At 57.6% G+C, this 26,931-nt stretch carries 20 protein-coding genes and 2 tRNA genes; 18 read left to right on the forward strand and 4 right to left on the reverse strand.

All coding sequences use genetic code 11. The features are described 5' to 3' along the window. Nucleotides 1–133 precede the first annotated feature (133 nt). The 4 genes from rsmG to KTF55_RS03045 all read left to right on the forward strand — a co-directional run bounded on the left by rsmG (nucleotide 134) and on the right by KTF55_RS03045 (nucleotide 2,876). A complete protein-coding gene (rsmG, locus tag KTF55_RS03030) occupies nucleotides 134–799 on the forward strand; it encodes a 16S rRNA (guanine(527)-N(7))-methyltransferase RsmG (protein ID WP_254179402.1) in 666 nt (221 codons plus the stop codon). A gap of 134 nt (nucleotides 800–933) precedes the next feature. Beyond that, nucleotides 934–1,734: a ParA family protein gene (locus tag KTF55_RS03035; protein WP_022093800.1), complete on the forward strand. Its 801-nt coding sequence runs from the start codon at nucleotides 934–936 to the stop codon at nucleotides 1,732–1,734. Continuing rightward, nucleotides 1,727–2,632 (forward strand): ParB/RepB/Spo0J family partition protein, encoded by a 906-nt coding sequence (locus tag KTF55_RS03040; protein ID WP_217107363.1) that lies wholly within the window; start codon nucleotides 1,727–1,729, stop codon nucleotides 2,630–2,632. Before KTF55_RS03035 ends, KTF55_RS03040 begins: the two co-directional genes overlap by 8 nt. Next, on the forward strand, nucleotides 2,622–2,876 hold the full coding sequence (locus tag KTF55_RS03045; RefSeq protein WP_148331771.1) for a hypothetical protein: 255 nt from the start codon (nucleotides 2,622–2,624) through the stop codon (nucleotides 2,874–2,876). The genes KTF55_RS03040 and KTF55_RS03045 overlap by 11 nt, the downstream gene beginning before the upstream one ends. Before the next feature lie 199 nt (nucleotides 2,877–3,075). Here the strand turns inward: KTF55_RS03045 and rlmN are convergent, their stop codons facing one another. After that, entirely contained in the window at nucleotides 3,076–4,128 is a 1,053-nt protein-coding gene (gene rlmN / locus KTF55_RS03050; protein WP_217107362.1) for a 23S rRNA (adenine(2503)-C(2))-methyltransferase RlmN, read from the reverse strand. An 85-nt stretch (nucleotides 4,129–4,213) separates the two neighbouring features. On the opposite strand from rlmN, the gene KTF55_RS03055 reads away from it, so the two are divergent. Then, entirely contained in the window at nucleotides 4,214–5,179 is a 966-nt protein-coding gene (locus tag KTF55_RS03055; protein WP_035136496.1) for a D-alanine--D-alanine ligase, read from the forward strand. Then, a complete protein-coding gene (locus KTF55_RS03060; protein ID WP_217107361.1) occupies nucleotides 5,173–8,067 on the forward strand; it encodes a helicase C-terminal domain-containing protein in 2,895 nt (964 codons plus the stop codon). The genes KTF55_RS03055 and KTF55_RS03060 overlap by 7 nt, the downstream gene beginning before the upstream one ends. On the opposite strand, the gene KTF55_RS03065 is transcribed toward KTF55_RS03060, so the two are convergent. Together KTF55_RS03065 and KTF55_RS03070 are read right to left on the reverse strand one after the other, a co-directional pair. Then, nucleotides 8,064–8,981, reverse strand: a complete 918-nt coding sequence (locus KTF55_RS03065) for a YafY family protein (RefSeq protein WP_217107360.1) — start codon at nucleotides 8,979–8,981, stop codon at nucleotides 8,064–8,066. The genes KTF55_RS03060 and KTF55_RS03065 overlap by 4 nt on opposite strands. Further along, nucleotides 8,968–9,990 carry a YafY family protein gene (locus KTF55_RS03070; RefSeq protein WP_217107359.1) on the reverse strand — a complete coding sequence of 341 codons (1,023 nt, stop codon included), beginning with the start codon at nucleotides 9,988–9,990 and terminating at the stop codon, nucleotides 8,968–8,970. Before KTF55_RS03070 ends, KTF55_RS03065 begins: the two co-directional genes overlap by 14 nt. 198 nt (nucleotides 9,991–10,188) lie before the next feature. On the opposite strand from KTF55_RS03070, the gene KTF55_RS03075 reads away from it, so the two are divergent. Then, nucleotides 10,189–13,359 (forward strand): hypothetical protein, encoded by a 3,171-nt coding sequence (locus KTF55_RS03075; protein WP_217107358.1) that lies wholly within the window; start codon nucleotides 10,189–10,191, stop codon nucleotides 13,357–13,359. Between the two features lie 21 nt (nucleotides 13,360–13,380). Beyond that, nucleotides 13,381–13,599, forward strand: coding sequence for a hypothetical protein (locus KTF55_RS03080; protein WP_022094153.1), 219 nt, complete (start codon nucleotides 13,381–13,383; stop codon nucleotides 13,597–13,599). Nucleotides 13,600–13,665: 66 nt separating this feature from the next. On the opposite strand, the gene KTF55_RS03085 is transcribed toward KTF55_RS03080, so the two are convergent. Further along, entirely contained in the window at nucleotides 13,666–17,097 is a 3,432-nt protein-coding gene (locus tag KTF55_RS03085; RefSeq protein ID WP_217107357.1) for a SpaA isopeptide-forming pilin-related protein, read from the reverse strand. Nucleotides 17,098–17,394: 297 nt separating this feature from the next. Between KTF55_RS03085 and KTF55_RS03090 the strand changes: the two genes are divergently transcribed. The 10 genes from KTF55_RS03090 to KTF55_RS03135 all read left to right on the forward strand — a co-directional run bounded on the left by KTF55_RS03090 (nucleotide 17,395) and on the right by KTF55_RS03135 (nucleotide 26,344). Then, nucleotides 17,395–17,469: transfer RNA gene (locus tag KTF55_RS03090), tRNA-Gly, on the forward strand. 425 nt (nucleotides 17,470–17,894) lie between these two features. Continuing rightward, on the forward strand, nucleotides 17,895–19,241 hold the full coding sequence (gene purB, locus KTF55_RS03095; RefSeq protein ID WP_217107356.1) for an adenylosuccinate lyase: 1,347 nt from the start codon (nucleotides 17,895–17,897) through the stop codon (nucleotides 19,239–19,241). A 128-nt stretch (nucleotides 19,242–19,369) separates the two neighbouring features. After that, nucleotides 19,370–19,633, forward strand: coding sequence for a TIGR03905 family TSCPD domain-containing protein (locus KTF55_RS03100; protein ID WP_117848466.1), 264 nt, complete (start codon nucleotides 19,370–19,372; stop codon nucleotides 19,631–19,633). Further along, complete coding sequence (locus KTF55_RS03105) at nucleotides 19,633–20,844, forward strand: twin-arginine translocation signal domain-containing protein (RefSeq protein WP_217107355.1); 1,212 nt, start codon at nucleotides 19,633–19,635, stop codon at nucleotides 20,842–20,844. Before KTF55_RS03100 ends, KTF55_RS03105 begins: the two co-directional genes overlap by 1 nt. Before the next feature lie 153 nt (nucleotides 20,845–20,997). Next, nucleotides 20,998–21,720, forward strand: a complete 723-nt coding sequence (locus tag KTF55_RS03110; protein WP_006236208.1) for a response regulator transcription factor — start codon at nucleotides 20,998–21,000, stop codon at nucleotides 21,718–21,720. 11 nt (nucleotides 21,721–21,731) lie between these two features. Continuing rightward, nucleotides 21,732–23,297 (forward strand): ATP-binding protein, encoded by a 1,566-nt coding sequence (locus KTF55_RS03115; protein ID WP_040360026.1) that lies wholly within the window; start codon nucleotides 21,732–21,734, stop codon nucleotides 23,295–23,297. Nucleotides 23,298–23,415: 118 nt separating this feature from the next. Next, nucleotides 23,416–24,294 carry a phosphoribosylaminoimidazolesuccinocarboxamide synthase gene (locus tag KTF55_RS03120; protein ID WP_035136481.1) on the forward strand — a complete coding sequence of 293 codons (879 nt, stop codon included), beginning with the start codon at nucleotides 23,416–23,418 and terminating at the stop codon, nucleotides 24,292–24,294. Continuing rightward, a complete protein-coding gene (locus tag KTF55_RS03125; protein ID WP_022093792.1) occupies nucleotides 24,295–24,870 on the forward strand; it encodes a hypothetical protein in 576 nt (191 codons plus the stop codon). 89 nt (nucleotides 24,871–24,959) lie between these two features. Then, complete coding sequence (locus tag KTF55_RS03130) at nucleotides 24,960–26,240, forward strand: aminopeptidase (RefSeq protein WP_217107354.1); 1,281 nt, start codon at nucleotides 24,960–24,962, stop codon at nucleotides 26,238–26,240. A gap of 28 nt (nucleotides 26,241–26,268) precedes the next feature. Further along, nucleotides 26,269–26,344, forward strand: a tRNA-Lys gene (locus KTF55_RS03135). The last annotated feature ends 587 nt before the right edge of the window (nucleotides 26,345–26,931 follow it).

Raw genomic sequence — 26,931 nt, forward strand, 5'->3', positions numbered from 1 at the left:
ACGTCCCCTTTTTTTGTCAAAAGTTCTCGATACACTGATTTTTGTCAGAAAGGAGCTTTCGTTGTTAGTACTTACTGATCAGCAGGCTGACGAGATGTTGAGTCGTCTAACTTCCTATTGCAAAGAGTATTCCTTGAGCGTAACTGATGTTGAGCTGAGGAAATGTATTCAGCATTTGGATTTGGTTCTAGAAACAAATAAGACAACCAATCTCACCCGTATTCTTAACGTAGAAGATGCTGCAGTACTGCATATCCTCGACTCACTTGTTTTGCTCCCCTATATCAACAAGGCTCCTGAGGGAGCTTTGCTCGATATGGGAACAGGTGCGGGCTTCCCTGGTATTCCATTAACCATAACCACGCATCGTAAAGCTACTTATATTGACTCTGTTGGTAAGAAGGTTGATGCAGTCAATTCCTTTGTCCATGCTCTTGGATTGAAACATGCTCATGCGGTTCATGATCGTCTTGAAGAATATGCTCGAAGCCATAAGAAGCAGTTCTCTGTTGTAACCGCCCGCGCACTGGCCCCTCTACCGATTCTTGTTGAGTATGCGGCTCCGTATCTGAAGGATGGAGGGCTATTTGTTATAACCAAGGGCAATCCTTCGGTTGAGGAGCTTGCTTCCGGCATGTCAGCAGCTAAGATTTGCGGCTTCACTTTGCTTCTGAATGACGCAATTGATTTGCCTGAAGGCTTGGGTCACAGGGAGTTCATTGTTCTTAAGAAGAGTCATCCAGCATCCGTCTCACTGCCTCGTGCAAATGGCGTGGCAAAGAAGAATCCGCTTGCCTAGATGTTTCACGTGAAACATAATGGATACTAACAACTTGCAGTGTTTCACGTGAAACAGGGCGGTTGATATCGAATCGGAATGTTTCACGTGAAACATCCTCCGTTTGACAGCTTTAATACACACCAGGAGGGACCGTGGGATTTCGCGACGTTAAGCGTTCTAAGAGCGCAAAAGACACGCGTATCATTGCAATCATCAATCAAAAAGGCGGCGTCGGTAAGTCAACGACGGCTGTAAACCTTGCAGCAGCACTGGGTGAGCAGGGTCGTAAGACACTGATTGTCGATTTTGATCCGCAAGGAAATAGCACCAGTGGATTCGGAATTGAAAAAGAAGACCTTGATCACTGCATCTATGATGCGTTGTTGAATGATGTGCCGGCAGAATCGCTGGTTCTTGATACAAATTGCAAAAAGGTATTCGTAATTCCGGCTACAATTCAGCTTGCAGGCGCCGAAATTGAGCTCGTAAGCGCAATTGCTCGTGAAACCCGCCTCAAAGATTTGCTTGAGCCGATTCAGGACGAGTTCGATTTTATTTTCATTGACTGCCCTCCTTCGCTCGGACTGCTTACTATCAACGCTTTGACCGCAGCAGACAGCGTTTTGATTCCGATCCAGTGCGAGTATTACGCACTCGAGGGCGTTACGAAGCTGCTTGAGTCAATGAAGATGGTCAAATCTCGTCTGAACAAGGGCTTAGACACCTACGGTGTGCTTATGACCATGTATGACTCGCGTACTTCTCTATCGAATCAGGTTGTTGAGGAGGTTCAATCGTACTTTGGTGATAAGGCGTTTAAGACGTTGATACCCCGTACGGTTAAAATCTCCGAAGCTCCGTCTTTTGGAGAACCGGTAATTACCTATGCACCTCAAAATAAGGGTGCAAAAGCATATATGAACCTTGCAAAAGAGGTGATCAAGCGTGCCTAGTGTAAAGAAACGTGGCGGATTGGGACGTGGACTCAATGCTTTGGTCTCAGAGGCCGAGTATGAGACCGGTGGTTCGGCTGTATCGGGTTCAAATGTCGCATCTGAAACAAAACTACCTATTGAGGATATCGTTCCCAACCCTAATCAGCCGCGAATTCACTTTAACGAAACTGAACTTCGTGAGTTGAGCGAGTCAATCCAAGAACATGGCGTCTTGCAGCCGCTTTTGGTTCGCAAGCATGGAAACGGCTATGAGATCATCGCTGGTGAGCGTCGTTATCAGGCGTCAAAGCTTGCTGGTCTTGAGGAGCTGCCTGTCATCATTAAAGATGTTAATGATGAAGAGATGCTGGCTCTTGCTCTTATCGAAAACCTTCAGCGTTCTGATCTGAATCCCGTCGAAGAGGCTAAGGGTTATCGCCAGCTCATCGACGCCAGCGGTATGACCCAGGAGGCATTGTCGAAGGCGGTAAGCAAGTCACGCTCTGCAATTACAAACTCGCTGCGTCTTCTCGATCTCCCCGAAGTAGTTCAGCAGATGATTTTTGAGGGCAAACTTACTGCTGGTCATGCACGTGCAATTCTTGCGGTTCCCTATGAGGATGCTCGAATTCGACTTGCAGAGAAAGTTGTTGCAGAGGGTCTTTCCGTAAGAGCGACAGAAAATCTTGCTCCGTTGTTTTCTGCCGGAGAGACACCTAAGACTCCGAGGCCTGCAACGCCTCAGTCTTTTAAAAAGGCTGCCCGTGTGCTTCGTCAGTTTTTTAATACCAACGTGCGTGTGAAGAGCTCGCGTGGAAAGAATAAGATTGAGATTGAGTTTAAAGACGAGGAAGAGCTCTCTCGTATTCTTGGCGAAATGATTCAGTTCGATCAAGGAGGCCAAGATGAGGAATAAGATTTTAACAGCGATTGCATTGGTGACGACTGTCGCGGCTGGTACCTTTGCTGGCTATAAGATCGCGACAGACGATGAACTTCGAGGTCGTTTGCTTCGTGGCGCGCAAGATATCGTCGATACTTCCAAAAAGAAAATGGATGTTATGACGGAAGATGTTGCCATGCGTACTGCTCAGGTAACGAAGAATCCCAAGATTAATCAAGGTTGGGTTAGCAACCAATGGGAAAATGTAGGCTATTAGGTACCTAACAATTACTCAGCATATATTGAGGGGTCCTTGTCCGGTTCACGAGACAAGGACCCCTTATTTTGGCCGTAAAAAATGGGACAGGTAGCAGCTGATTCAAAATAAAGGTCAATAAATGAAACGACCCCGGTTGCATATTCTGTAACCGGGGTCGTTCGATGTTTCACATGAAACGTTTTGGGGTGCGACTCCCCTATGCGTTCTTCTGAACTTTGAAGCGCTGCTTCAGTTGTCCGCAAGCGGCGTCAATATCGTTACCACGGGAGTTACGAATCGTGGTCTCGATGCCACGGGACTCAAGACGACGCTGAAGATCCTCAACCTTATGAATCGGCGACGGCTTGAGCGGGCTGCCCTCGATGTCGTTAAGCTGAATCAGGTTAACGTGGCACAGCGTTCCCTCGCAGAAGTCGCAGAGCGCCTGCATCTCGGGATTCGTATCGTTAACGCCTTCGATCATGGCATACTCATAGGTCGGGCGGCGGCCAGTCTTCTCGGTGTAGAGCTGAAGCGCCTCGTGAAGGCGAAGCAGCGTGTACTTCTTAACACCGGGCATGAGCTTATTGCGCGTCGACTGAATGGCGGAATGCAGAGAAACGGCAAGCGTGAACTGCTCGGGGATATCGGCAAATTTGCGAATACCGGGAATAACGCCGCTGGTGGAGACGGTGAGGTGACGAGCACCGATACCAATGCCATCGGGGTCGTTGAGGATTCGCAGCGCCTTGAGAACCTCGTCGTAGTTGGCAAACGGCTCGCCCTGGCCCATGAAGACAACGCTCGTGGCGCGCTCGCCAAAGTCGTTGGATACATGAAGTACCTGGTCGACGATCTCTTGAGCGGTCAGAGAGCGCTTGAGGCCGTTGAGACCGGTAGCGCAAAAGGCACAGCCCATGCCACAGCCTGCCTGGGTGGAAACGCAGACGGAAAGCTTGTTACGACGGGGCATGCCGACGGTCTCGACGGAAACGTCGTCGTGGTACTCGAGCAGATACTTGCGAGAGCCATCTTTGGAAACCTGCTTGGTGAGTTCAGTCGGCGTGTCAAAGGCAAAAGCCTCTTTAAGCTGCTCGCGGAAAGCCTTGGGAAGGTTGGTCATATCGTCAAACGAACAAACGTTCTTCTCAAAGACCCATTCGATGAGCTGCTTCGCGCGGAAGGCGGGCTGGCCAAGCTCGGCCACGAGCTCGCGAATATCGTTTTGGCTCAAGTCGCGAATGTCCTGAGATTTAGTCCTGGGATTCATGGAAGCCTTTCGATTTTGGGGAAACGTAGAGGGTATCGCTACAATATGGTATCAGCTGCAGAAATTATAGAGGAGGAGTCTGCCCATGCCGGGTAAAAGCCTAGAGAACATGCACGTAGCGGTCTTGGCGGGCGGTCATTCCGCTGAGCGCGAGATCTCGCTCAATTCGGGAAAGAACGTCGTGGTTGCCTTGAAGGAGGCCGGCTACACTTCGGTGGAGCTGCTCGACACGGCTGCCGATGATTTTATGGTAACCATGGCGACCGGCGGCTTTGACGTGGCGTTTATCGCCATGCACGGTGCCGGCGGCGAGGATGGCGCCATGCAAGGCGCCATGGAGACCCTGGGTATCCCCTACACGGCTTCGGGCGTGCTTGCCAGCGCCTGCGGTGCCGACAAGGAGGTCTCTAAGCTCCTGTACGCCAAGGCGGGCATTCCCATTGCCCCCGGCCTTGCGCTCGAGGTGGGCGATGAAGTCGATATCGATCATATCGTCGAGGTTTGTGGCGAGCGCTGCTTTGTGAAGCCGGCCGTCAACGGTTCCAGCTATGGCATTTCCCTGGTCCATGAGCCCTCCGAGCTGCCCGCGGCAATCGCCAAGGCGTTTGAGTACGGCGACAAAGTGCTGGTCGAGAAGTGCATCGAGGGTACCGAGATCACCGTCGGCGTATACGGCGAAGATGACGTGCGCGCTCTGCCGATTGTCGAGATTCGTAAGCCCGAGGACTGCGAGTTCTACGATCTGGACGTGAAATATGTCGACCCTACGGACATTCATCGCATTCCGGCGCAGATTTCACCCGAGAATTACGCTCGCGCTCAGGAGCTTGCCTGCGCCGCTCACAAGGCCCTCGGTTGCCTGGGTATCTCGCGCAGCGATTTTATCGTGAGCGAGGACGGCCCCGTTATCCTCGAGACCAATACCATTCCCGGCATGACCGATACGTCGCTGTATCCGGATGAGATTCGCCACACCGACGACATGACGTTCCCGCAGGTCTGTGACAGCCTGATCCGTATGGGCCTTCGTCGAGCGGGCATTGCATGCTAATCGAGGACGCGGTTTCGTCAGGAACGCCGCAGTTTGTCATCGACTCCTATGCCACGCTTGCCGAACGCGCCAAAACGCAGTCCTTCGGCCTTATCGAGGAAGATGTGATTGTCCTCGATACCGAGACCACAGGTCTTTCGGTGCAGGACAACGAGCTGATCGAGATCTCGGCGGCCCGTCTTTCGGGCCGCGAGGTCATTGACCGCTTTGATACCTTCGTGCATCCCAAGCAGCTGATTCCCGCCGAGATTACCGAGCTCACGAGCATTACAAATGCCGATGTGGCAGATGCCCCGTCGGCCGTCGAGGCCGTCGCGGCACTCGCCGACTTTGTGGGCGGTTGTCCTGTTATCGCACATAACGCCACGTTTGACCGTTCGTTTATCGAGTCGGTCAAAGGCGGCGTCAACGTCAGCGACATCTGGATCGATTCGCTGGCACTGTCGCGCATCGCGCTTCCGCGCCTGGCCTCGCATAAGCTGTCTTTCATGGCCGACCTGTTTGGCTGCGACTCGGTGTCGCACCGCGCCAACGCCGATGTCGACGCCTTGTGTGGTGTGTGGCGCGTGTTGCTCGTGGCGCTCACCGACTTGCCTCAGGGCCTCATGGCGCGCCTGGCCGACATGCACCCCGACGTACCCTGGTCCTATCGCCCCATCTTCTCCTTCTTGGCGGGACAGAACCCCGGTTCCATCTTCTCTCTCAGCGCAGCCCGCGCCGACGTACTCAAGGCCGATCGGGCCGATGATCGCGTTGATGCGGACGAACTGCCGGTCCTCAAGATGCCGAGCCGCGAGGAAATCGAGGCGGACTATGCCCCGGGCGGCCTGGTTAATCGCATGTATCCCACGTACGAGCCGCGCGATGAGCAGATTGCGATGGCGCTCGAGGTCCGTGACGCACTCGTTACGGGAACGCATCGCGTGATCGAGGCGGGGACGGGCGTCGGCAAATCGATGGCCTATCTGGTGCCTTTTGCCGAGGCCGCGCGCCGCAACAACATCACGGTTGGTATCGCGACCAAATCGAATAATCTTGCCGACCAGCTCATGTATCACGAGCTGCCCAAACTTGCCGAGCAGCTGGACGGGGGCCTGTCGTTTTGTGCACTCAAGGGCTATGACCACTATCCGTGTCTGCGCAAGCTCGAGCGCATGAGCCGTGGTCAGGTTGAGATTACCACCAAGCGCGATCCTGCTGACACGCTCACGGCGGTTGCGGTGATCATGGCGTATGTGTGCCAATCTGCCGATGGCGACCTCGATTCGCTCGGCATTCGCTGGCGCAGCGTCAACCGCCCCGACTTTACGACGGCTTCGCGCGAGTGTGCTCGTCGTCTGTGTCCGTTCTTCCCCGACAAATGCCTGGTCCACGGGGCGCGTCGTCGTGCGGCACATGCCGACGTGGTGGTCACCAACCATTCCCTGCTGTTCCGCAACGTGGCCGCCGAGGGAAGGATTTTGCCTCCGATTCGTCACTGGGTGGTCGACGAGGCCCATTCCATCGAGCGCGAGGCTCGTCGCCAATGGGCGCGTGTGGTTTCGGCAGATGAGTCGCGCGTGCTGTTTGAGCGCTTGGGTGGGTCGAGTGCCGGCGCGCTGAGTCAGGTTTCCCGTGACCTGGCTACTTCCGAGGGCTCCACGCTCTACCTGGGACTCACCGCCAAAGCGGCGTCGACGGTTGCCCGCGCGAGCATGGCGATTGCCGATGTGTTCGATGGCGTGCGCGAGCTTGGCCGCCGTGCCCGCGGGGGCTATGACAACGCGAATCTATGGATTGGCCCCGAGCTGCGCGAATCTGACGACTGGCATGATTTCTTACAGTCGGCCTACGCTGCCATCGATGCATTGGAACAAGCTGACAAGAGCGTCGACGCGCTGGTGCAGGCCGTCGCCGCCGGCAAGCCCGAGGTTGTTGTCGACCTGGGCGATACCTCGCGCCGCCTGCACGAGCTGGTCGAGAACCTCAAACTCATCATCGACGGCACCGATGAACACTACGTGTATTCGCTGCAGGTCAATCGCAGGTTGCGTGCCGGCGGAGAGTCAATGACCGCAGAGCGCATCGACATTGGCGAGGCCTTGGCAACCGAGTGGCTGCCCGAGGTTCACACGGCTATCTTTGCCTCGGCGACCATGACGGTGTCCAAAAGCTTTGAACACTTTAACCACGCGGTCGGCCTCGATCGCATCGGTGCTTCAACATCCTCATCGCTGCACTTGGACTCGAGCTACGACTTCGATTCGAACATGGCTGTAGTCGTTGCGGGCGATATACCCGATCCGCGCGATCGTGAGAGCTATCTTACGGCGCTCGAGCGCGTGCTGGTCGACGCCCATCTTGCCATGGGCGGATCGGTGCTCACGCTGTTCACCAATCGGCGCGACATGGAAGACCTGTACACCCGCGTTGAGCCCAAGATGGCCCGTGCGGGTCTGGAACTCAACTGCCAGCAGCGCAACTCATCTCCTCGTCGCCTGCGCGACCGGTTTATCAACGAGCCGACCTCGTCGCTTTTTGCGCTTAAGGCCTTCTGGGAGGGATTCGACGCCAGCGGCGAGACGCTGCGCTGCGTCATCATTCCCAAGCTGCCGTTCTCGAGCCCCACGGACCCGCTCTCGTGCGAGCGCAACTTGCGCGAAGACCGCGCTTGGGCGCGCTATTCGCTGCCCGAGGCGGTGCTCGAGGTCAAGCAGGCGGCCGGCCGCCTTATCCGCTCGTCGACCGATTGCGGCGTGCTGATTCTGGCCGACCCGCGCCTGGTGACGAAGGGCTACGGAAAGAAGTTCTTAATGTCGCTGCCCACGAGCTCCTACCAGCGCATCGAATCGGCGCAGATCGGGCACTATCTGCAACTGTGGCGCGCACGCCACGAGCGGCGGCGCTAAAGCGGACAGACGAGGGTTTTTGCCATATCGCACAGACGCTTTGACAGGGCGGGGTCATCCAAGATGCGGATGGCTCCGCCCGCTGCGATTATCTGGCTCAGTAGCCAACGCTCGGAGCCGTAATGCACGGTTACCGTTGCCGTGTCTGCCCCGCTGCGCTCGATTAGGGTGATGCCGGCCCAGTCCAGATACTCCGCCATATCGAATGGCATCAGGAGCTTTGCGCTGTGCTGCGTCCGGGCAAGGGAATCGTGGAGGGATGCGACGTCCGGTGCGTGAGACACGACGGAGTCTTCCGTCAAGGTGAGTCCCTCGATTTTATCCATGCGATAGGTGCGCTGCTCATCGACTGCGATGTCCCAGGCAATCAAGTATGTTTGGTCGCCGTTTGCCGTAATGCGCAAGGGGTCGACCAGACGCTCGCGTGGCCGTGCATCGTCCATCGAGCGATACGAGATGCGGCAGCGAACGCCGTCCTGAATGGCGCAGCTCAGCTGCTGCCAGTGCGACCCGTGGTTGACGGTGTCAAAGACGCGCTGGTTATAGCCGAGCTCTTCGGGTAGAAGAGCATGCCGAATCCGGGCTGCCGTCTGCGGCTCGATCCCCAACGATTCAAGTTCGTGGTTGAGCACAGCGCCCTCGGCGGCACTCAGGCGCAACGGTAGAACACGCCCGGCGTCGCCGGTGAGGGCCACACGCTCGCCGCGGCATTCGCAGATGATGCGCGCGCCCGATTCTCGGTCCGCGAGCGTCGAGACGATCTCGAGAATCTCGTCGAGCGACACCCCTGTGATGTCAAAGCGGCTGCAAATCTCGGCTCGTGTCATGCCGCTCTCGCCGGCGGCGTAGAGGGCCTCCATAATGTCGATGGCGCGCGAGAGTCTCTGCTCGCTGGTGAGTTTACGCACGGGCATGCTCGTGCACCGTCCTTTCAATGAGGCGGTTCCACGCCTGCTTGAGCGATTTGGGGGCCACGGGCCTCATGCCGTCCACGGCGTGGGCCATGCAAAATGAGGCGGCGGCTTCAAGGTCACGCACGTCAACGGTCCAGGTCCATCCCGCATCGGTGTGTGCGAGCTCACCTCGCCCGCGCGTGAGGCCGTTGATCATATCGATCTGCGTCTGAGGGGCGAACGAGAACGTGGCTGCAACGGGCGGTCGGTCGGCAAAATCGAATTCAAAGAACAGATAGTCGTTGAGATTGAAGTCCGCAGGGATGGCGTAGGCCTTCGAAGGACGCCAAGCGCGAACGATACGGTCGCAGCGGAATGTCCTGATGTCGTCGGTGACATTGTCGAGGCCGCAGAAGTACGCCACGCCCTCGCGTTCGAACATGCCGTAGACACAGACGGTACGTTCTTTCTGCTCGCCGCGTCCGTTCTGATATAAAAATCGCAGCGCGCATCGCTCGGCAAAGGCGCTCCATACCGCATCGACGGTGGGAGAGCGGCGGATCGGTACTTCGTCCACCGCCGACATGCCGGTGAGGTAGGCAATTTTGGAGCGAATATCGGCAAGCGGCGCGGCAAAGGTGGAAGAGCCGGCCGCTAGCGTCTGGTCGATGGCGTTGAGTAGGATGTCGGCGTCGTCTGCGGTGATGAGGCCGCCTGCAGCAAACGTGTGCTCGCGGTCGATTGTCCACGAGCTTTCCTCGGTCTCCTGCGCACCGGCGGGGCGAACCTCCTTGATTAAGATGCCACGCTCGAGCAGTTTGTCACGATCGCGCCGAAACTTGCGCTTATCCGAGTCGATGTTGCCCGAGCCATATCCTAGGTCAGAATCCAAGACAATCTGCTCGGTCGTCAGCGGTTCGGGGGAGCTGTTGAGCACAAAGAAAAGGTTGAGGATGCGCTGAGCCGTTTTATCGAAACTGGGCTCCGAACTTCCCTTTTTAATTGTCGCGGTCGCGTCGCTTGCCGTCATAGAGTCCTCGCATAAGAAGGTAGTTTGCTGCCATGATTTTAGTCCGATATGGAGATTAGGCTATATCCTTGTCCGCTCGGGGCGTTAAGATGGCCCGAATTCGGTCGTTTGCGCTCGCTCGGGGTATACTTTCGACTATATACGGTTCTAATGTGCATGCATTGGGCCTATTTGTCGGATTATGGATGTGGAGCGCACATGGCGAACACCCAGAACTATATTAACCACCTGCTGCAGAACACCGGCATTACGCCGGCATGCAGCGAAGAAGAGCGCTTGGCTGCCGAGGATATCGCTCAGATCTTCCGCAACCACGGCTTTGATCCCGAGGTTCAGGAGTTCAATGCCCCGGCGCCCAGTAGGTTGGCATTTGCCGTTACCGGTATTCTTGCGTTTGCCGGCGCCCTGTTGATGGGCATCGGCGGTGGTATCGGCTTGGTCGGCACCTTGCTGGCAATCGTCGGCGCCGTTCTTTACGTGCTCGAGCGCACGGGCCACCCCGTGGTTTCGCGCCTGGGCAAGACGGGCGTGAGCCAAAATGTCATCGCCTACCACAAGGCCTCGGGCCCGCTCGCGTCTCCGCGCAACCGCCCGGTGGTCGTTGTCGCACACTACGACTCTCCCCGTGCTGAGCTGCTCGCCCGCGAGCCCTATGCTTCGTATCGTGCGCTCATCGCCAAGCTGTTGCCCGTTGCCACGGTTGCCCCTGCTGCCGTTGCCATCCTGCGTATCCTGCCGCTCCCCGGCGCGCTCAAGGTTCTGCTGTGGATTGTCGCGATCCTCGCTTCCCTCGTTGCACTTGCCAACGCGGCAAACATCATCTCTAACCGCCACATTCTTCCCTATACGTCCGGCGCGGTGTGCAACAAGTCTTCTGTCGCCGCTATGCTCGGCGTTATGGACAACGTTGCTCCCTTCCAGGGCGAGAACGAGTTTCCCGACGATGTTCCGTTCGATACCTATTTTGGGGAGCAGAAACGTCGTGCCGAGGAAATGGCGCGCGCGGCGGCGGAGTATGCCGCGGCCCAGCAGCAAAACGACTACGGCAACACCATCGAGTACGAAGAGCCTACCTACGCCGAGGACGAGTTCGGTCAGCCGATTGCTCCCGACGCTCAAACCGAGCCCGAACAGGGCGAGGCTTTTGACGAGCAGATCGAGGGCTTTGAGGGTGCGTCTGCCGACGAGACGCTGATTGGCGCCATCGTGCCCGAGGATCAGAATCAGGCTGTCCAGGCCGAAGAGTTCAATGACGAGGTTCCCGCTGCTGAGCCGGCGGAGGAGCCTGCCGCGGCCGAGCCCGAGCCCAAGCTCTATCGCAACGCCGCCGGCAACATCCGCTTTGGTTCGGATGCCATCCGTGCGCTCGGAATGCTTCCCGAGTCCTGCACGCTCGATTACGAGGAGGGCGAGGAGCCGACGTTTGAGCCCGAGCCTGCGCCCGTTGTCACTGCGGATGATGAGTCTGCCGCGGTTACCGTTGCCGAGCCCGAGGCGGTGTCTGCGATCGATCCCGCGGCAGGACTGGACATTTTGGCTCCCGCCGCGCCGGCGCAAGACGTTGCGGACGAGTCTGACGACGATTACGTTGAACAGCCGGGGCGCGTGTCTTACGAGAGCGATACTGATTTCTCGGCCGAGATTCCCGCGGCAACGCCCCATGCCGATATTGCATCCGCGTTCTCTTCGATTGGCGCCAGCGCTTCCAGCTTCTTTAAGGGTGCGCTTGCAAAGGGCAGGAAATTTGTCGACGATTTCGAGGAGAAGCGCGCTGCCGCACGCGAGGCTGCCGAGCAGGAGGCTATCGCTCAGCAGCAGGCAGCCGAGGCGGCACGTGAGCGCGCGGCGCAAGAGTTCGAGCAGAACGAGGCTATGCAGTCCGGGCCCGTCGACGCTGCCGAAGCTACGACGTCCTTTGAGTCCCAGCAACCGACGTCAGCGGATGTTGTTGAGGCAACAATGTCTTTCGAGGCTCAGCAGCACGTCGATAGCACCATGTCGTTTGATGCCGCGCAGTTCGATTCCACGATAACGTTTGAAAAGCAAGGCACCGCAATTGCCGAGCCCCTTCCTGTTTCCGATGAGCAGGGCGACGCGGCAGACGATGACGAGCCCATTGATGCTGCCGAAATCCAAGATGCCGCCGAGGACGAGTCCGTCGAGGCCAACTCTGACGAAGAGCAATACGCGGCAGCCGATCAAGGTGATTCGACCGAGGTCGAGCAGGAGGAAGTGCCTGCGGTTTCCGAGACTCCCGAGACGGATGAGTCGAGGCCTTACTCCACGCAGATTTTCACCATGCCGACCCCGAGTGGTTCCGGTGCCACGGTTGCCAATGTCGCTCCCACCCAGGACGAAACGGTCGATTCCCTTATGGCCCAGATTTCCTCCCAGGCATCGCCGCGTCCGCAGATGAATGTTCCCGATCCGGCGTCGGCACCGTCGCCTGCACCTTCCTCGTCTCCGCTGGCTTCGGTCCCCGATCCGTCGCTGCCGTCTATGAAGCAGGCAAACTTTGTGTCTCGCACGTCGCTGTTCGACCTTCCCGATCCCTCTGCCCAGGTCAACGACCCCTTTGCTACTGCCCAGGGTCCCGAACCCACATCGGCACCCGTTGCGCCTTCTATGCCCGTTGCGTCGGGCGCGCAGCCGATCGAGACCATTTCGGCTCCCGCCCCGGCGGCACCCAAGTCTCGCAAACGCGGCCTGGGTGGCCTGTTCGGTCGTAAAAGGAAAAACGAGCAGGACAGCATGAGTGATTGGCTGGGCGTCGAAGACGATTACGATGCCAAGAAGTCCGGTCGCGGTATCGGTTCGTGGGATAACTTCGAGGACGATAACGATGGCTGGAAGGGCGGCGCTACGTCTTCCGATGGCGCTTCTTCCGAAGATATGCTCTCGGCTGTCGCCTCTATGGGCGATGATGAGCTGCTCGGTCACGATATCTGGTTTGTGGCAACGGGCGCCTCGGATTGTGATGGCGCCGGCATGAAGGCCTTCTTGGCTTCGCATCGCGATAAGCTCCGCGGCGTATTCTTCATCAATCTTGAATCCGTCGGCGCCGGTAGGCTTTCGGTGGTGACGGTCGAGGGCGAACAGCAGCTGCTCAAGGGCGATCGCCGCATCATGAACCTGGTCAGCAAGGTGTGCAAGTCGTTCCATGTCGATTGTGGCGCGCTCGAGATGCCCTATGCCAAGACCGATGCCTATGCCGCGCTCGAGGCGAGCCGCCGAGCCCTCACCATCGCCGGCGTGGACGGCACGCGTCTGGCTTGCGCTCGTACCGAGGACGACCTGCCCCACAATGTCAACCCGACGAACATTGCCACGGTATCCGAGGTCGTGACCGAGGTTATCCGCCGTTCGTAGACGGAGCTCTAAGGAGTCAACGTGTTTTCGTATATTAAGCGCCATTGGCCTGTCTACGTGATTTTGACCTTGATTGCCATTGCGTTAGGATTTGGGGCTGCCTACATCGTGGGTGCAAAGGGCTCGACCCCCGCCTCCGCAATCAGCGAAGAGGTGGAGCAAGAACAGAGTACGGGTGCCGATGGGATTCCTGAGTCCGAGCAGGCAATCGTTGATGGTGGATCTTCGTCTGCAGAGTAGATACGGCGATTTACATGATTGAAAGCGGGCGAGCCAGGGGACTGGCTCGCCCGCTTTTTCATCGCGCTAGCGCTTCTTTGGGGTCGACCTAAGGCGAGCGAACCATAGGGCTGCGGCACCCGAGGTCAGGAGCGCGGTGATGCAAGCGGCGATGGGAACTGATCCTGTTGCCGGTAGGTCCTGCGGTAGGGTACAGCGTTGAATGACACGGTCCTCGTCATGTGACTCAAGTTTATCGCCGCCGCCGTTGCGGCAAAGATCGACGCGTGCGCTGTTGGTGAGTGCGGTTTGGGGCGTATAAGCCGACGTCGCCTGCATGTGCACGATTGCGCCCCGAGCGTCTGTGCCAAGGATTGCTTTGGCATCGTCAAGGTCGTCGTGCTCATCTTTGAGATCATCGCGGGTCCAAGAATCCGCATCGCTTCGAGTCGTAAAGTCGGCGGCTACCGCACCGTATTCAATTCGAATGCCCGTTACGACGGTATTGGGTGTAAGGTCGAGCTCTTCCGCCTCGAGTGTGGTGGATTCCGTGGTCGAGACATCCGCCTTCCAGAGGCGCCAGCCGTCGTAATCGACGAGGCGACAGTCCTCACCAAGGCTCTCTTTTACTTCGTCGGACTCAAGCCAAGGATTTTCGTGTCCATCGTCAAGTGTCGCGTTCGCCGGTTCATCGACGTCTGTCGAGTCCAACGGCGTCGTGCGATACCACACGTTGCACAGACCGTTGAGGTCGCCGATGGCGACGGGGGTTTCGATTGAGATGAATCTCGCCGTGCCGTCTTTGGCGCACTCAAGATCATCGGTAATCGTAAACTCATCAACCCAAGTAGCGGAATCGTTTCGAGCATCGATGGTATAGGAGAAAAGCCCATCACTATTGGTTTGCGTCGTGGCGCGGTTTTTACCATCGCCGTTAGCCAACAGGCCCTTTTCGATAGGTTGGACAAGTTCCTGACGCTTGTCGACCTGCCCCTTGATCTCGATGGGCGCATCCTTCATCGCGACGGATTGGACTTCTCCCGTATCTTTTATTTCAAACGTTATCTCCTCGGCAAGGTCATAGGTCCGCGGAGACATCATTTCGCGCAACGAGTAGGTGCCGGGTGCAAGATGTTCGACGCGGTGTGGCTTGTCGGATGAGGTCCAGGAGTCTATTTCGGTTTTATCGGGACCATATAAGGTGAGCTGTGCGCCTTCCACTTCCTGCTCGCCGCTTGCATCGACCTTGGAGATATCTACCTTGGTGTAATCGTCGGATACGTTAAGCCGTGCTTCTACAACGGGTGTTTTCTGGTCGGCATAAGTAAGGTCGACAATATGGGATGTCCGATCGAGTAAGAAGCCTGCCGGCGCTTGAGTCTCGACAACCTCGTAGCGTGCGGTGCCAGATCCCAGCGGGAGGTCGTCCGCGCGTGCTTCTCCAGTTTCATCCGTCGTGACGGCAGCGACAGTCTCACCGTCGAGCGCGGCAATGCTACCGTCGGGGCGCACGATATCACCCGAGGCACGGATCTCAAAGACGGCGCCCGCGAGGCTGCTGCCGTCTACGGCATCGGTTTTAACGATCCTGATGTTTCCGGTCGCGGCGTGGTCATAATACGAGGCGATTACAACGGGCGTTAGGTTCATGTCGGCGGGTATGTTTACCTCGATCTCTTCGCCGACAAGATAGGGCTCTTTGGCCGAGGCTTCGCGTACATAATAGGTGCCCGGCACGAGCGATTCGGGCAGTGTGACGGTCCCGGTCGCGTCAGTCGTAAAGGTGTCCATTACGTTATGTGCTGGATACCAGCAAGTTTGTGAGACAGGTTCGTGATTGCTGTCGAGGAGTTGGAAGGTGAATCCGGCTAGTGGAACAGAAGCGCCTGTTTGGGCGTCGCGTTTTACAATCTGGAGGTGCGTCGACAGAGCGTGGTTATCCACGATATATTGAAGCTCGGCGCCGTTGGAAATCTGATTGGCCCCGACGGTCCATTCCCCTGCACGTTTAAAACCCTCGGGGACGGTTTCCGGAACCTCGCGAACCGTGTAGCCGGCACGGTCGTATGGGACGGCTCCGTGGACACCGGCGGGTCGCTTACCTGTGCCGAACCATGCTTCGGGCTGGTCTTTGGTGGAGGCAAAGCCATAGATGTTTGTGGTCAGTGTGCCAACAACCTGCTGAGAGCTGTTGCTGACAACCTCAAAGACAACACCACCCGCCGGCTGCTCCAGGCCGGATTGGTCGCTATTGCCGTAATCCTTGAATTTGGAAATCTCAAGGTCAAACGCAATGGGGATATCGGAAACGCGAGATTCGATCTCGACCACGCCTGAATCGCCGAGCTGGTCGGCTCCAACGGTATAGGTCCAGCTGTCGTTGGATGGCAGGTAGCCCTCGGGGGCTTTTGATTCGTAGATGGTAAAGGTTCCTAAGGGGACATCGGCGAGGGCGGCCCGACCGCTTTCGTCGGTCGTGAGGATTTGTGCCCATCCAGGGGTTGATTGCGACACACACGTGAACTCTGCTCCTGCGAGTGAAGATCCCACCTGGGGGCCGGCATTCGTCGCGGCATCGAGTTTTACGATACGCAGGTTGATGGTGCCGGGCTGTTCATCAATGGCGACCCGCCCGCCGTCATTCCCCGTGGTAAAGGCAATACGATCGTGGCGGGGGACATAGCCGGCCGGCGCCTTCGTTTCAACTAGGTAGTATGTCGTGTTGGGCAGAAGTGTTGCTTGCGCTCGACCGTTGCTGTCCATCTTGATGGTGCCGACACGCGCGCCGCTGGCGCTCTCAAAAATATCGAATGTTGCCCCGGTAAACTGATAGGTATTGTTTCCGCTGGTAATAACGGTGTTAGCAGACTGCTTTTGGAAGGAAACAGAGACCGCCGGCAGTACATAGAGCATGTCTTGACGTTTGCTGCCGCCCGATACGGCCCCTAGATAGCGTCGCGCGCGGTGCGGAGCGGCTTTGATGCTTCCTGATTTTGCGCTGTCGTGGAGCCACCGCGCAGCCGCCACGACTTCATTGTCGGCGGTAAAGTGTCCGCTCTTGGTTTTACCCTGAGCGGTCGTGTAGGAGTAGGTGCCGTCGACATGGGTAGTGCCGTTGAGCATCCATACGGCAAGCTGGGTGGCGGCGCGGGCGCGATCGGGTGAAAGATGGTAACCGCCAAACGACGTGGCGGTGGGATATCCGTGACAAACGATTGCCGCGAACTCGTCGTCGAGCCACACCCAGCCTTGATCAAAGTTGAGCCATGGGCCGCCCGGTTTGGTGGGGCCGGGGCGCTCCTGGTTCATGCAGTAGGCAATCGAGGTGTCTTGAGCTTCATACTTGCCGATGAAGAAGGGCCCACAATCATCGCTAATAGTGCGGAAGCCGAGCTGGTCGTAGCCATCGACGGCAAATGCGGCTCCCGGTGCCAGGCAGCCGAAAAGTAGGAAGAGGAGCAGGAGCAGCGGACCTGTTGCGATTGCGCTGTGGACAGAGTGCGTGGGTGCGTTGGACATGGCTGCTCCTTATCCCTCGTGCGCCGCACGGGGAGGCTGCGACGCGTAGGATGAGGCTACCCCCGAGGTTCATGCGGGTAAGTACCGGAGCCTGACCAAAAGCTTGCCCAATTCCTGACAAATTGAGCTCAAATACAACAATCAAGCAAAAGCGCAGGTAGAAGATAAGGAGAACAGGAGGTCAAAGGTCCTCATCTCCACAATTGACGCGATTTTCAAACGAATCTCCACAGCTAAAACAAGCATCGCCACTCTTGTATCGAACAAGACAACCGCGTTATACTATCCCCCACATATGCGGGCATCGCCAAGTGGTAAGGCATCAGCTTCCCAAGCTGACACTCGCGGGTTCGAGTCCCGTTGCCCGCTCCAGCTAGAAGCACAAGCACGGCACCATTACGGTGCCGTGCTTTTTTCAATAAAGCGCCGGGACTCGAACCCGACAGGGTGCGAGCGTAAAGCAAACGCGAAGCGTTTGTAGCGAGCAGGCGAAGGCGCCGACAGGCGCCTGAAGCCGGTGCGGATTTGCGAAGCAAATACGCGGATGTCCCGTTGCCCGCTCCATCGAGTGCGGGAGACATGGGGACGGCCAATTCAACAAAGTCTTCCCCCGCGGCTTCGTGAGGCTGAGGGGCTCGCCTGAAGCCGGTGCGGATTTGCGAAGCAAATACGCGGATGTCCCGTTGCCCGCTCCAATTCCAAAATGTTAGGTTAATGCCTGCTGCCCATACTTGCACCTGCGCACGGTACAATGGATGGGTTACGACCAACGTGCCAATAACCAAAAAGGAGCCGCTATGATCGATCGCTATACCCGCCCGGAGATGGGACACATCTTCTCCCTCGAGAACAAGTACGCCATTTGGCAGGAGATCGAGGTTCTGGCCTGCGAGGCCCAGGCGGAGCTCGGCAAGATCGGTATTTCCAAAGACGAGGCCCAGTGGATCCGCGACCATGCCAACTTTGAGAAGGCGAAGGTCGATGAGATCGAGGAAGTCACGCGCCACGACGTCATTGCCTTCCTGACCAACATGAAGGAATACATCGATGCCGATGTTCCCGAGGACGACCCCAAGCCCAGCCGCTGGGTTCACTATGGCATGACCAGCTCCGATCTGGGCGACACGGCCCTGTGCTACCAGCTCACCCAGGCCTGCGACCTGATCATCGAGGACGTCAAAAAACTCGGCGAGATCTGCAAGCGTCGCGCCTTTGAGGAGCGCAACACGCTCTGCGCCGGCCGTACTCATGGCATCCATGCCGAGCCGATGACCTTTGGCATGAAGTTTGGCTCTTGGGCCTGGGAGCTCAAGCGCGATCTGGACCGTCTTGAGGATGCCCGCAAGAACGTTGCCTTTGGTGCCATCTCGGGCGCTGTCGGCACGTACAGCTCCATCGAGCCGTTCGTCGAGGAGTACGTCTGCGAGCACCTGGGCCTGGTCCACGATCCTCTGTCCACGCAGGTCATCAGCCGCGATCACCATGCCTACCTTGCCGGCGTGCTTGCCACTACAGCGGCCACCTGTGAGCGCATCGCTACCGAGGTTCGCAATCTACAGAAGACCGATACGCTCGAGGCCGAGGAGCCGTTCCGTAAGGGCCAAAAGGGCAGCTCAGCCATGCCGCACAAGCGCAACCCCATCACCATGGAGAAAGTCTGCGGTCTGTCGCGCGTCGTGAAGTCCAACGCCCAGGTTGCCTTCGATAACGTCGCCCTGTGGCACGAGCGTGACATTTCGCACTCCTCTGCCGAGCGCGTCGCTCAGGCCGATAGCTTCATCGCCCTCGACCACATGTTCCAGTGCCTCATCCGCGTTATCGATGGCCTGCAGCTGTATCCCGCTCGCATGATGACCAACCTCAACAAGACACGCGGCCTCATCTTCTCCTCCAAGGTCCTGCTGGCCCTCGTCGATACGGGTATCACCCGCGAGGACGCGTACGCCATTGTGCAAGAGAACGCCATGGCCACCTGGCACGAGGTGCAGGATTGTGTCTCCGGCCCCACCTTTAAGGAACGTCTCGAGGCCGATCCGCGCTGCACCGTCAGCCAGGAGAAACTCGACGAGATCTTTGATCCGTGGGACTTCCTCACCCGCATCGACACGGTCTTTGATCGTCTGGAGCAGTTGAGCTTCGAGTAGGTTCGGGCATAACGTTAGCTTTTTAGGGCGCTTTGCTGGTAATGTGTGTTGCCGGCAAAGCGCCTCGTTGCATTTAGGGAAAGACGGGGATAATAGTCGTCTCGAATAACATTCTGAGAGGGGATCGCATGATTTCGTTTGATTACAAGCCTCAGGGCGTGTGTGCTCGCAATATTCACCTTGACCTTTCCGATGACGGCAACAAGGTGATGGGCGTTGAGTTTACCGGCGGCTGCGACGGCAATCTCAAGGCTATCTCCAAGCTGGTCGAGGGCGCTCCTGCCGATCGCGTAATCGAGGTTCTCGCCGGTAATACCTGCGGTATGAAAAAGACCTCCTGCGCCGACCAGCTTACACGCGCTATCGAGGCCGCTCGCGCCGAGATCGCCTAATGGGTATCGCCGATCACATCAAGAACGGAATATCGCGTCGCGGCTTTGTGCTCGGTGGGGTTGCTGCGGGCGCTGCCACGGTGCTTGCCGGATGCTCGAAAAAAACGGGTACCAGCGATGATGCCGCCGGCGAGCCGCAGGTTATCAAGGATGATTCCAAAATCATCTCGATTACGGATGAGTACGAGGCAGTCGACATCGATCTTGAGCCGGCGGCGTCGTGGACGCTGCCTCTGGGTACGCTGCTGTACTACTGCGACGGCGATTACGCCGCGGCGATGATGGCGCCCGCATCGGCATTGCACGCCAACACACTCGGTGTGCTCAACCTGGGCGATGGCTCGCTTACCACATTAATCGAGGATCCTATCGAGGGCACGGGATACGCATTCTACGATGTCCGTGCCGGCGACGGCGTATTCGCGTGGGTTGAGATGAACTTTGCCAATTCATCGTGGAAGCTCTACGCTCAAAATCTGTCGGGCGCTTCGCTCTCTGGCGACGTGGTTGAGCTCGATCGAGGTGGCAAGGACTATGATCCGCCCCTGTTCACGGCGTTCGGGTCATCGGTCATCTGGTATAAAATGCCTTCGGCAGGCGGCAATAAAACGAGTAGTGATTCGTTTTGCTATCGTCGCTCGCTTGATGAATCCAAGGCCGAGGTAATTTGGAAATCGACGGGCCGCTTTGCATCGGCCCCGCGCGCGAGCGACGGCATTTTGACCATCTCGCCGCGTGTCCGCAACGACGAGGGCGTCTACTACGGCATAACGGCAATCGATCTGACCGACGGCAACAACACCAAACGTGCCCAGCTAGTTCTTCCCTCGTCAGTCTCGCCTTTCGAGGCCGTATATATGGGCGATACCTTCGTGTTTTCTATCGAGGCGGCCTATAGTGGCGTGGGCAGCCTGGGCAACATGGGCACGTATATCGGTAATGAGGGAGGGCCGTATCTCTTCCTGTCCCGCGAGCCGCTTGCATGTGCGGCTGGCAAGAAGAATAAATACCTTGTTAAGGTACAGGCGTCGCATTTCCTGATCGACACCTCTGCCAAGACCTATGGCTCGCTGCTGTCGCCCGACCGCGCTTTGGAGTATGGCGATTATCCAGCTACGGCGGGAAAGTCGGACTCATTCCTTACGTACGCCACGGTGCGCAACAGCCAGGGTATACCAGAGACAGTCACTGCACGCCTATTCTCTCTTTAAGCTTAGAGGGGTTAAAAAGGCGCCAACAGGGGAATAAACGCGTTGTAATTGTGAGTACCGCCCGCCGAGCTGCCGCGTCATAGCGGCATCTGGCGGGCTCAGGTGCGTTAAAATGGGCTTGTTCTTAGCTAATTGAGACAGGGGGGCCGTGTTATGGCTTCAGATGCAAAAAAGATTCTGCTGGTCGAGGATGAGAAGGCAATCCGTGACGCCGTCGCTGCCTATCTCGAGCGCGAAGGCTACTGGGTTGTGGGCGTCGGCGACGGCCAGTCCGCGATCGAGGAGTTCGAGAAGCATCAGTTCGACCTGGTCGTGCTCGACCTTATGCTCCCCAAGATCCCCGGCGAGCGCGTTTGCCGCACCATTCGCGATACCTCGGATGTCCCCATCATCATGCTGACGGCTAAGGGCGAGATCGAGGACCGTATTATCGGTCTTGAGCTCGGCGCCGACGACTATCTGATTAAGCCGTTCTCGCCGCGCGAGCTCGTCGCCCGCGTTCGCGCTCTGTTCCGCCGTGCCCATCAGGCCGACGAGCCCGCCGTCGAGGTACTCGACTTCGGCGATCTGGTCATCGATATCTCGGGCCACAAGATCTTGGTCGAGGGCAAGGAAGTCGATCTGACGGCTTCCGAGTTCAAGCTGCTCACCACGCTTGCCCGCCATCCCGGCCGTGTGTATAACCGCATGGAGCTGGTCGAGAAAGTGCTCGGGTATGACTTTGAGGGCTATGAGCGCACTATCGATAGCCACGTGAAGAATCTTCGCGCCAAGCTGGGCGATGATCCCAAGAAGCCCAAGTGGCTCTACACCGTCCATGGTGTCGGCTATCGCTTCGAGGCTCCGGCCAAGACCGATAAGTCGGACGAGAAATAGGGAAATCACATATGACACCTGCGCGCTTTGAAATCGGACAAAAGCACAAGCAGGAGAGCGAGGCGGGTTCCAAGGCTAGTTGGAACACGCCTCGCTCCGATTCACGGCCAACGATGAGCTATCCCTCGCGCATGGCACTTGCTTTTGCTCTGACATCGCTCATGACAGTATTGGTGCTGGTGGGCGTTGTCTCTGTTGTGTGGGGCACGGTCTTTTCGGATTACACACGCTCCAATATCGTCGAAATCGCAAATTCCGCTGCCGAGAAGTTGGCAACCTCATATGAGGAAAACGGCTCTTGGACCGCGGGAGAACTGCGCACGGTCGCAACGTCGAGTTTGGTTTCCGACGATCTGGGCATGCAGGTCGTCAATAAAAAGGGCGTGATCGTTTATGACGATTCCTGGCCCTCGGCAAGCGCCACCGCCGATGTACGCGAAAACCAGGCTACGACCGACGACACGAGCGGCAAGAGGGCATCGCATAGCCCGGTCTCGTCTGCTCCAACCGACTCCGATAGCGTTGCTAACGTCGAGATTGTAACGTCTTCCGGCGAGCATGTCGGACAGGTAAAGCTGTGGGCCATCGGCTCCGACGCTCTGCTCACCAAGGCGGACTCTGCGTTTAGGGAGAAGACCTTTAACGCCATGGCCCTCGCCGCGGTTGTTGCAATCTGCATTTCGGTCGTTATCGGATCGCTCGTGTCGCGCATGCTCACCAAGCCGATTCATCGCATCACCAGTACCGCAAAGCAAATCCGTGACGGCGACCTGTCGGCTCGCACGGGACTGCGCGGTGATGACGAGATCGATCAGCTGGGTGAGACCTTCGATGAGATGGCCACTTCGCTCGAGAAGGATATGAAACACGAGAAGCGCCTGACCTCAGACGTTGCACACGAGCTTCGCACGCCGCTTATGGCCATGCTCGCAACGGTCGAGGCCATGCAGGATGGCGTGTATCCCACCGACGATGAGCATTTGGAAACCGTTGCTTCCGAGACGCGTCGCCTGGCTCGTCTGGTGCAGCAGATGCTCGACCTGTCGCGCATGGAAAACAGCACGGCTCCGCTCAACCTTGAGCCGGTGGACATGGTTCCTTTCGTGCGTTCCATCGTTAATGCCCAGGAGCGCCTGTTTGTCGACCGCGATCTGCGCCTGCGTTTTGCGGACGAGACCCAGGGTCACGACGATGTCGTCGAGGCCGATCCCGACATGATCACGCAATGTGTTATCAACCTCATGAGCAACGCCATGCGCTACACCCCCGAGGGCGGTTGGGTCGTGGTGTCGGTGCTCAGTGACCGCAAGCACGTCAGCATTGCCGTTTCTGATACCGGCATCGGTATTGCCAAGGACGATTTGTCGCGCATCTTCGGGCGGTTTTGGCGCGCCGATGCCAGCCGCGCCCGCGAAGCTGGCGGCCTGGGCGTTGGCCTCGCCGTGACCAAGCAGATCGTCGAGCGTCACCATGGCTACATATCCGTGGAGTCGGAGCTTGGAAAGGGTACGACTTTTACAATTCATCTGCCCCGCGAGCACACGGCAGACGCGGCATCTACTACAATGGAGCACTAGCTTTTCGTTATTCGGTGAAGGAGGGGCCGCGTCCCTGCCGCTCCGAGTTTGCGAAAACATGCGGGAAAGAACCCGCATTTCTGTCGTATTTAGGTAAGGAGTGACTCACGTGACAACGATGGAGCGTCGTCCGGATTCCCGTGGCAAGGTTCGTGATATTTACGATGCCGGTGAAAACCTGCTGATGGTCGCCACCGACCGCATTTCTGCGTTTGACTTCATTCTTCCCGACGAGATTCCGTTTAAGGGAGAGGTACTCAATCGCATCTCGGCATTCTGGTTCGATAAGTTTGCCGACATCGTCCCCAACCATCTCGTTTCCATCGACCCGGCGGATTTCCCCGAGGAGTTTGCTGAGTATCGTGACTACCTCGCTGGCCGCGCCATGCTGGTTAAGAAGGCCCAGACGATTCCTATCGAGTGCATCGTCCGCGGCTATCTGACCGGTTCGGGCAAGAAGACCTACGACGAGAACGGCACCGTCTGCGGCATCCAGCTGCCTGAGGGCCTGACCGAGGCTTCCAAGCTTCCCGAGCCGCTGTTCACGCCGTCCACGAAGGCCGAGATCGGTGACCACGACGAGAACATCTCGTTCGAGCGTTGCTGCGAGATCGTGGGCGAGGATATCGCCACGCAGATTCGTGACCTTTCCCTCAAGATCTACAAGGCTGCCGCCGAGTACGCCGCGACCCGTGGCATCATCATTGCCGACACCAAGTTCGAGTTTGGTGTTATTGATGGCAAGGTCACGCTGATCGACGAGTGTCTCACGCCCGACTCCAGCCGTTTCTGGCCTGCTGCCAGCTACGAGGAGGGCAAGATCCAGCCTAGCTACGACAAGCAATTCGTCCGCAATTGGCTCAAGGCCAACTGGGATATGACGGGGGAGACCCCGCACCTGCCCGCCGAGGTCATCGATGGCACGTCCGAGCGCTATCGCGAGGCCTTCCAGATCATCACGGGCTCCCAGTTCACAAGCATGAAGGAGAACGCATAAGTGAGTACCCGTAGCGCCACGAACAAGCGCACGCAATCCCACGAAGTTACCGGGGTTGCGCGCAAGTCTGCCGCATCTGCTAAGCCCGCCCGCCAAGCAGCGAGCTCCGTTCGCGTCGTGCCGGCTTCGTCTAAGGCACGCCGCAAAGAGCTCGAGAAGGGCGAGAACCTCGAGGGCCTCTCTAAAGAGGAGAAGCGCGCCCGCAAGGCTAAGCAGCGCGCCAAGGAGGACCGCATCTATACGGTGTCGAATATCCTCCTCAAGCAGGACGAGGACTACACCAAGCGCCGTCGCATCTGGTGGATTGTGCTCGCCATTGGCATGGTGCTCGTCGTGGCAATTTGGGCCTCGCTGTACTTCGCTCCCGCTGGCATGGTGTCCAGCCCTGTCCAGATGGTCGGCATTGTTTTGTCCTACGTCATCATTTTGGGCGACTTTATCTATGACTTCGCTCGTATTCGTCCCTTGCGCAACATGTACCGCGCGCAGGCCGAGGGCATGTCCGAGAACAAGCTCAATGCTCTTATTGAGCGCGCGGCTGCCGAGGAGGACAAGAAGGACTCCAAGAAGAAGTAGCGTTTGCATACATACTTATCGCTAAGATATAAGGCGCGTCGTTTTTGCGGCGCGCCTTTTTACTGTTCTATAGATAGATGGAGTGGCACATGATTCGAGCTGCCCTGACGGTCGAAGAGGCTCTGGAGGGCATGAAGGCCCTGGAGCCCAAGATTAAAAACTACGCGCGCCTGGTCGTCCGCAAGGGCGTAAACGTCAAGCCCGGCCAGGAGGTCGTCGTTCAGTCTCCGGTCGAGTGCGCGCCGTTTGCGCGCGTGGTGGTCGCGGAGGCCTATGCTGCCGGCGCCGGCCACGTGACGGTCATTTGGGCCGATGATGCCGTGACGAGGCTCACGTACGAGCATGTCGAGAAAAGCTATTTTGAGCAGACGCCCGAGTGGAAGCGCATGCAGCTGGATTCCTTGGCCCAGGATGGTGCCTGCTTTGTCTTTATCGAGGGTGCGGATCCTGCGGCCCTCAAGGGTATCGATCCCGCCAAGCCCGCTGCAGCCTCTAAGGCAAGGAACACGCAGTGCAAGGTCTTCCGCCGTGGACTGGATTACAACATCAATCCGTGGTGTATCGCCGGCGCTCCGGTCGTGGCTTGGGCGCGCGAGGTGTTCCCGGGAGACGCCGATGAGGTTGCAATCTATAAGCTGTGGAATGCGATTCTGCACACCGCTCGTGCCGATGGCCAGGACCCGGAGAGCGACTGGGAGCTTCATGACGCGGCATTCGAAAAGAACCTGCGTTTCCTGAACGACAATCGTTTTGACCGCCTACATTACACCGCAGCAAATGGAACCGATCTGACGATTGGCATGACGAAGGGTCACGAGTGGGCCGGCGGCAAGGGTAAGACGCCCGATGGACACCCCTTCTTCCCCAACATCCCCACCGAGGAGGTCTTCACCTCGCCTGATCGTATGCGTGCCGACGGTATCGTGTACTCGGCCATGCCACTCATTCACCACGGTAACAAGGTTGACGATTTTTGGATTAAGTTCGAGGCCGGCCGCGTAGTGGACTACGATGCCCGTGTGGGCAAGGCGACGCTTGCGAGCATTATTGACACCGATGAAGGTGCCGCTCATCTGGGCGAGGTCGCGCTCATTTCCAAGAACACTCCGATCCGCGAAAGCGGCGTTCTGTTCTATGACACTCTCTATGACGAGAACGCCAGCTGCCATCTTGCGCTGGGCGTCGGCTTCCCCGAGTGCATCGAGGGTGGGTACGACATGTCCAAGGAAGAGCTCCTGGAGCATGGCGTTAACGTCTCGAGCACGCACGTTGATTTTATGATCGGCACGGACGACATCGATATTACGGGCATTACGCCTGATGGACGTGAAGTTGTGATTTTCCAGAACGGCCAATGGAGTTGGGAATAGTCCCAGACCGTGGTACAATGCCACCCGCGGGCCGTTAGCTCAGCTGGCAGAGCAGGGGACTTTTAATCCCAAGGTCCAGGGTTCGAACCCCTGACGGCCCACCATAGAATAGAAAAGCGACTGGCGGATGCCGGCCGCTTTTTTGTTGCCGCGGCACGGGTTCGAACCCGAAAGGGCGCGGAGCTGAGGAAACGCGTGAGCGTTTGCCAGCGCAGCGCGCAAGGCGCGAAAGCGCCGCAGCGGCCGCCTGCGAAGCAGGCTGAACCCCTGACGGCCCACCCAAAGATTGTTGAGACGGTCAACTTCGGTTGGCCGTCTTTTTTGTTGCCGGTGCACGGGTTCGAACCCGTATCTATCTATATATAAGAACGCTTGGCGAACAAAACCCGCCTTTTACCGATGGGAAACAAATAGCTGATGCCTTTGGGGTAAAGTAGCGCTCCAGAGATGACCGATGTCTCAATACTCATAAAACAGCTGGTCATCGCCAATATCAGAAGCCAATGCTTCAGTTTTAACCCCAGTGATGCGACTGAGGGACCTATTCATTTGTGAACAAAATATGGAGTGCGTTATTCCCGCTCCCGGCGCCCCTCCGGTCTGGCAATATATCTCCTTGCCGCGCGGCCCGGTCGGACCGGATGAGCCGCGGGGCGTGCACCTTGAGAACCGGATACTGCGAGGATGGACA

Origin of the sequence: Collinsella sp. MSK.8.10, assembly GCF_019041915.1 — a bacterium.
Taxonomy (GTDB): Bacteria; Actinomycetota; Coriobacteriia; order Coriobacteriales; family Coriobacteriaceae; genus Collinsella.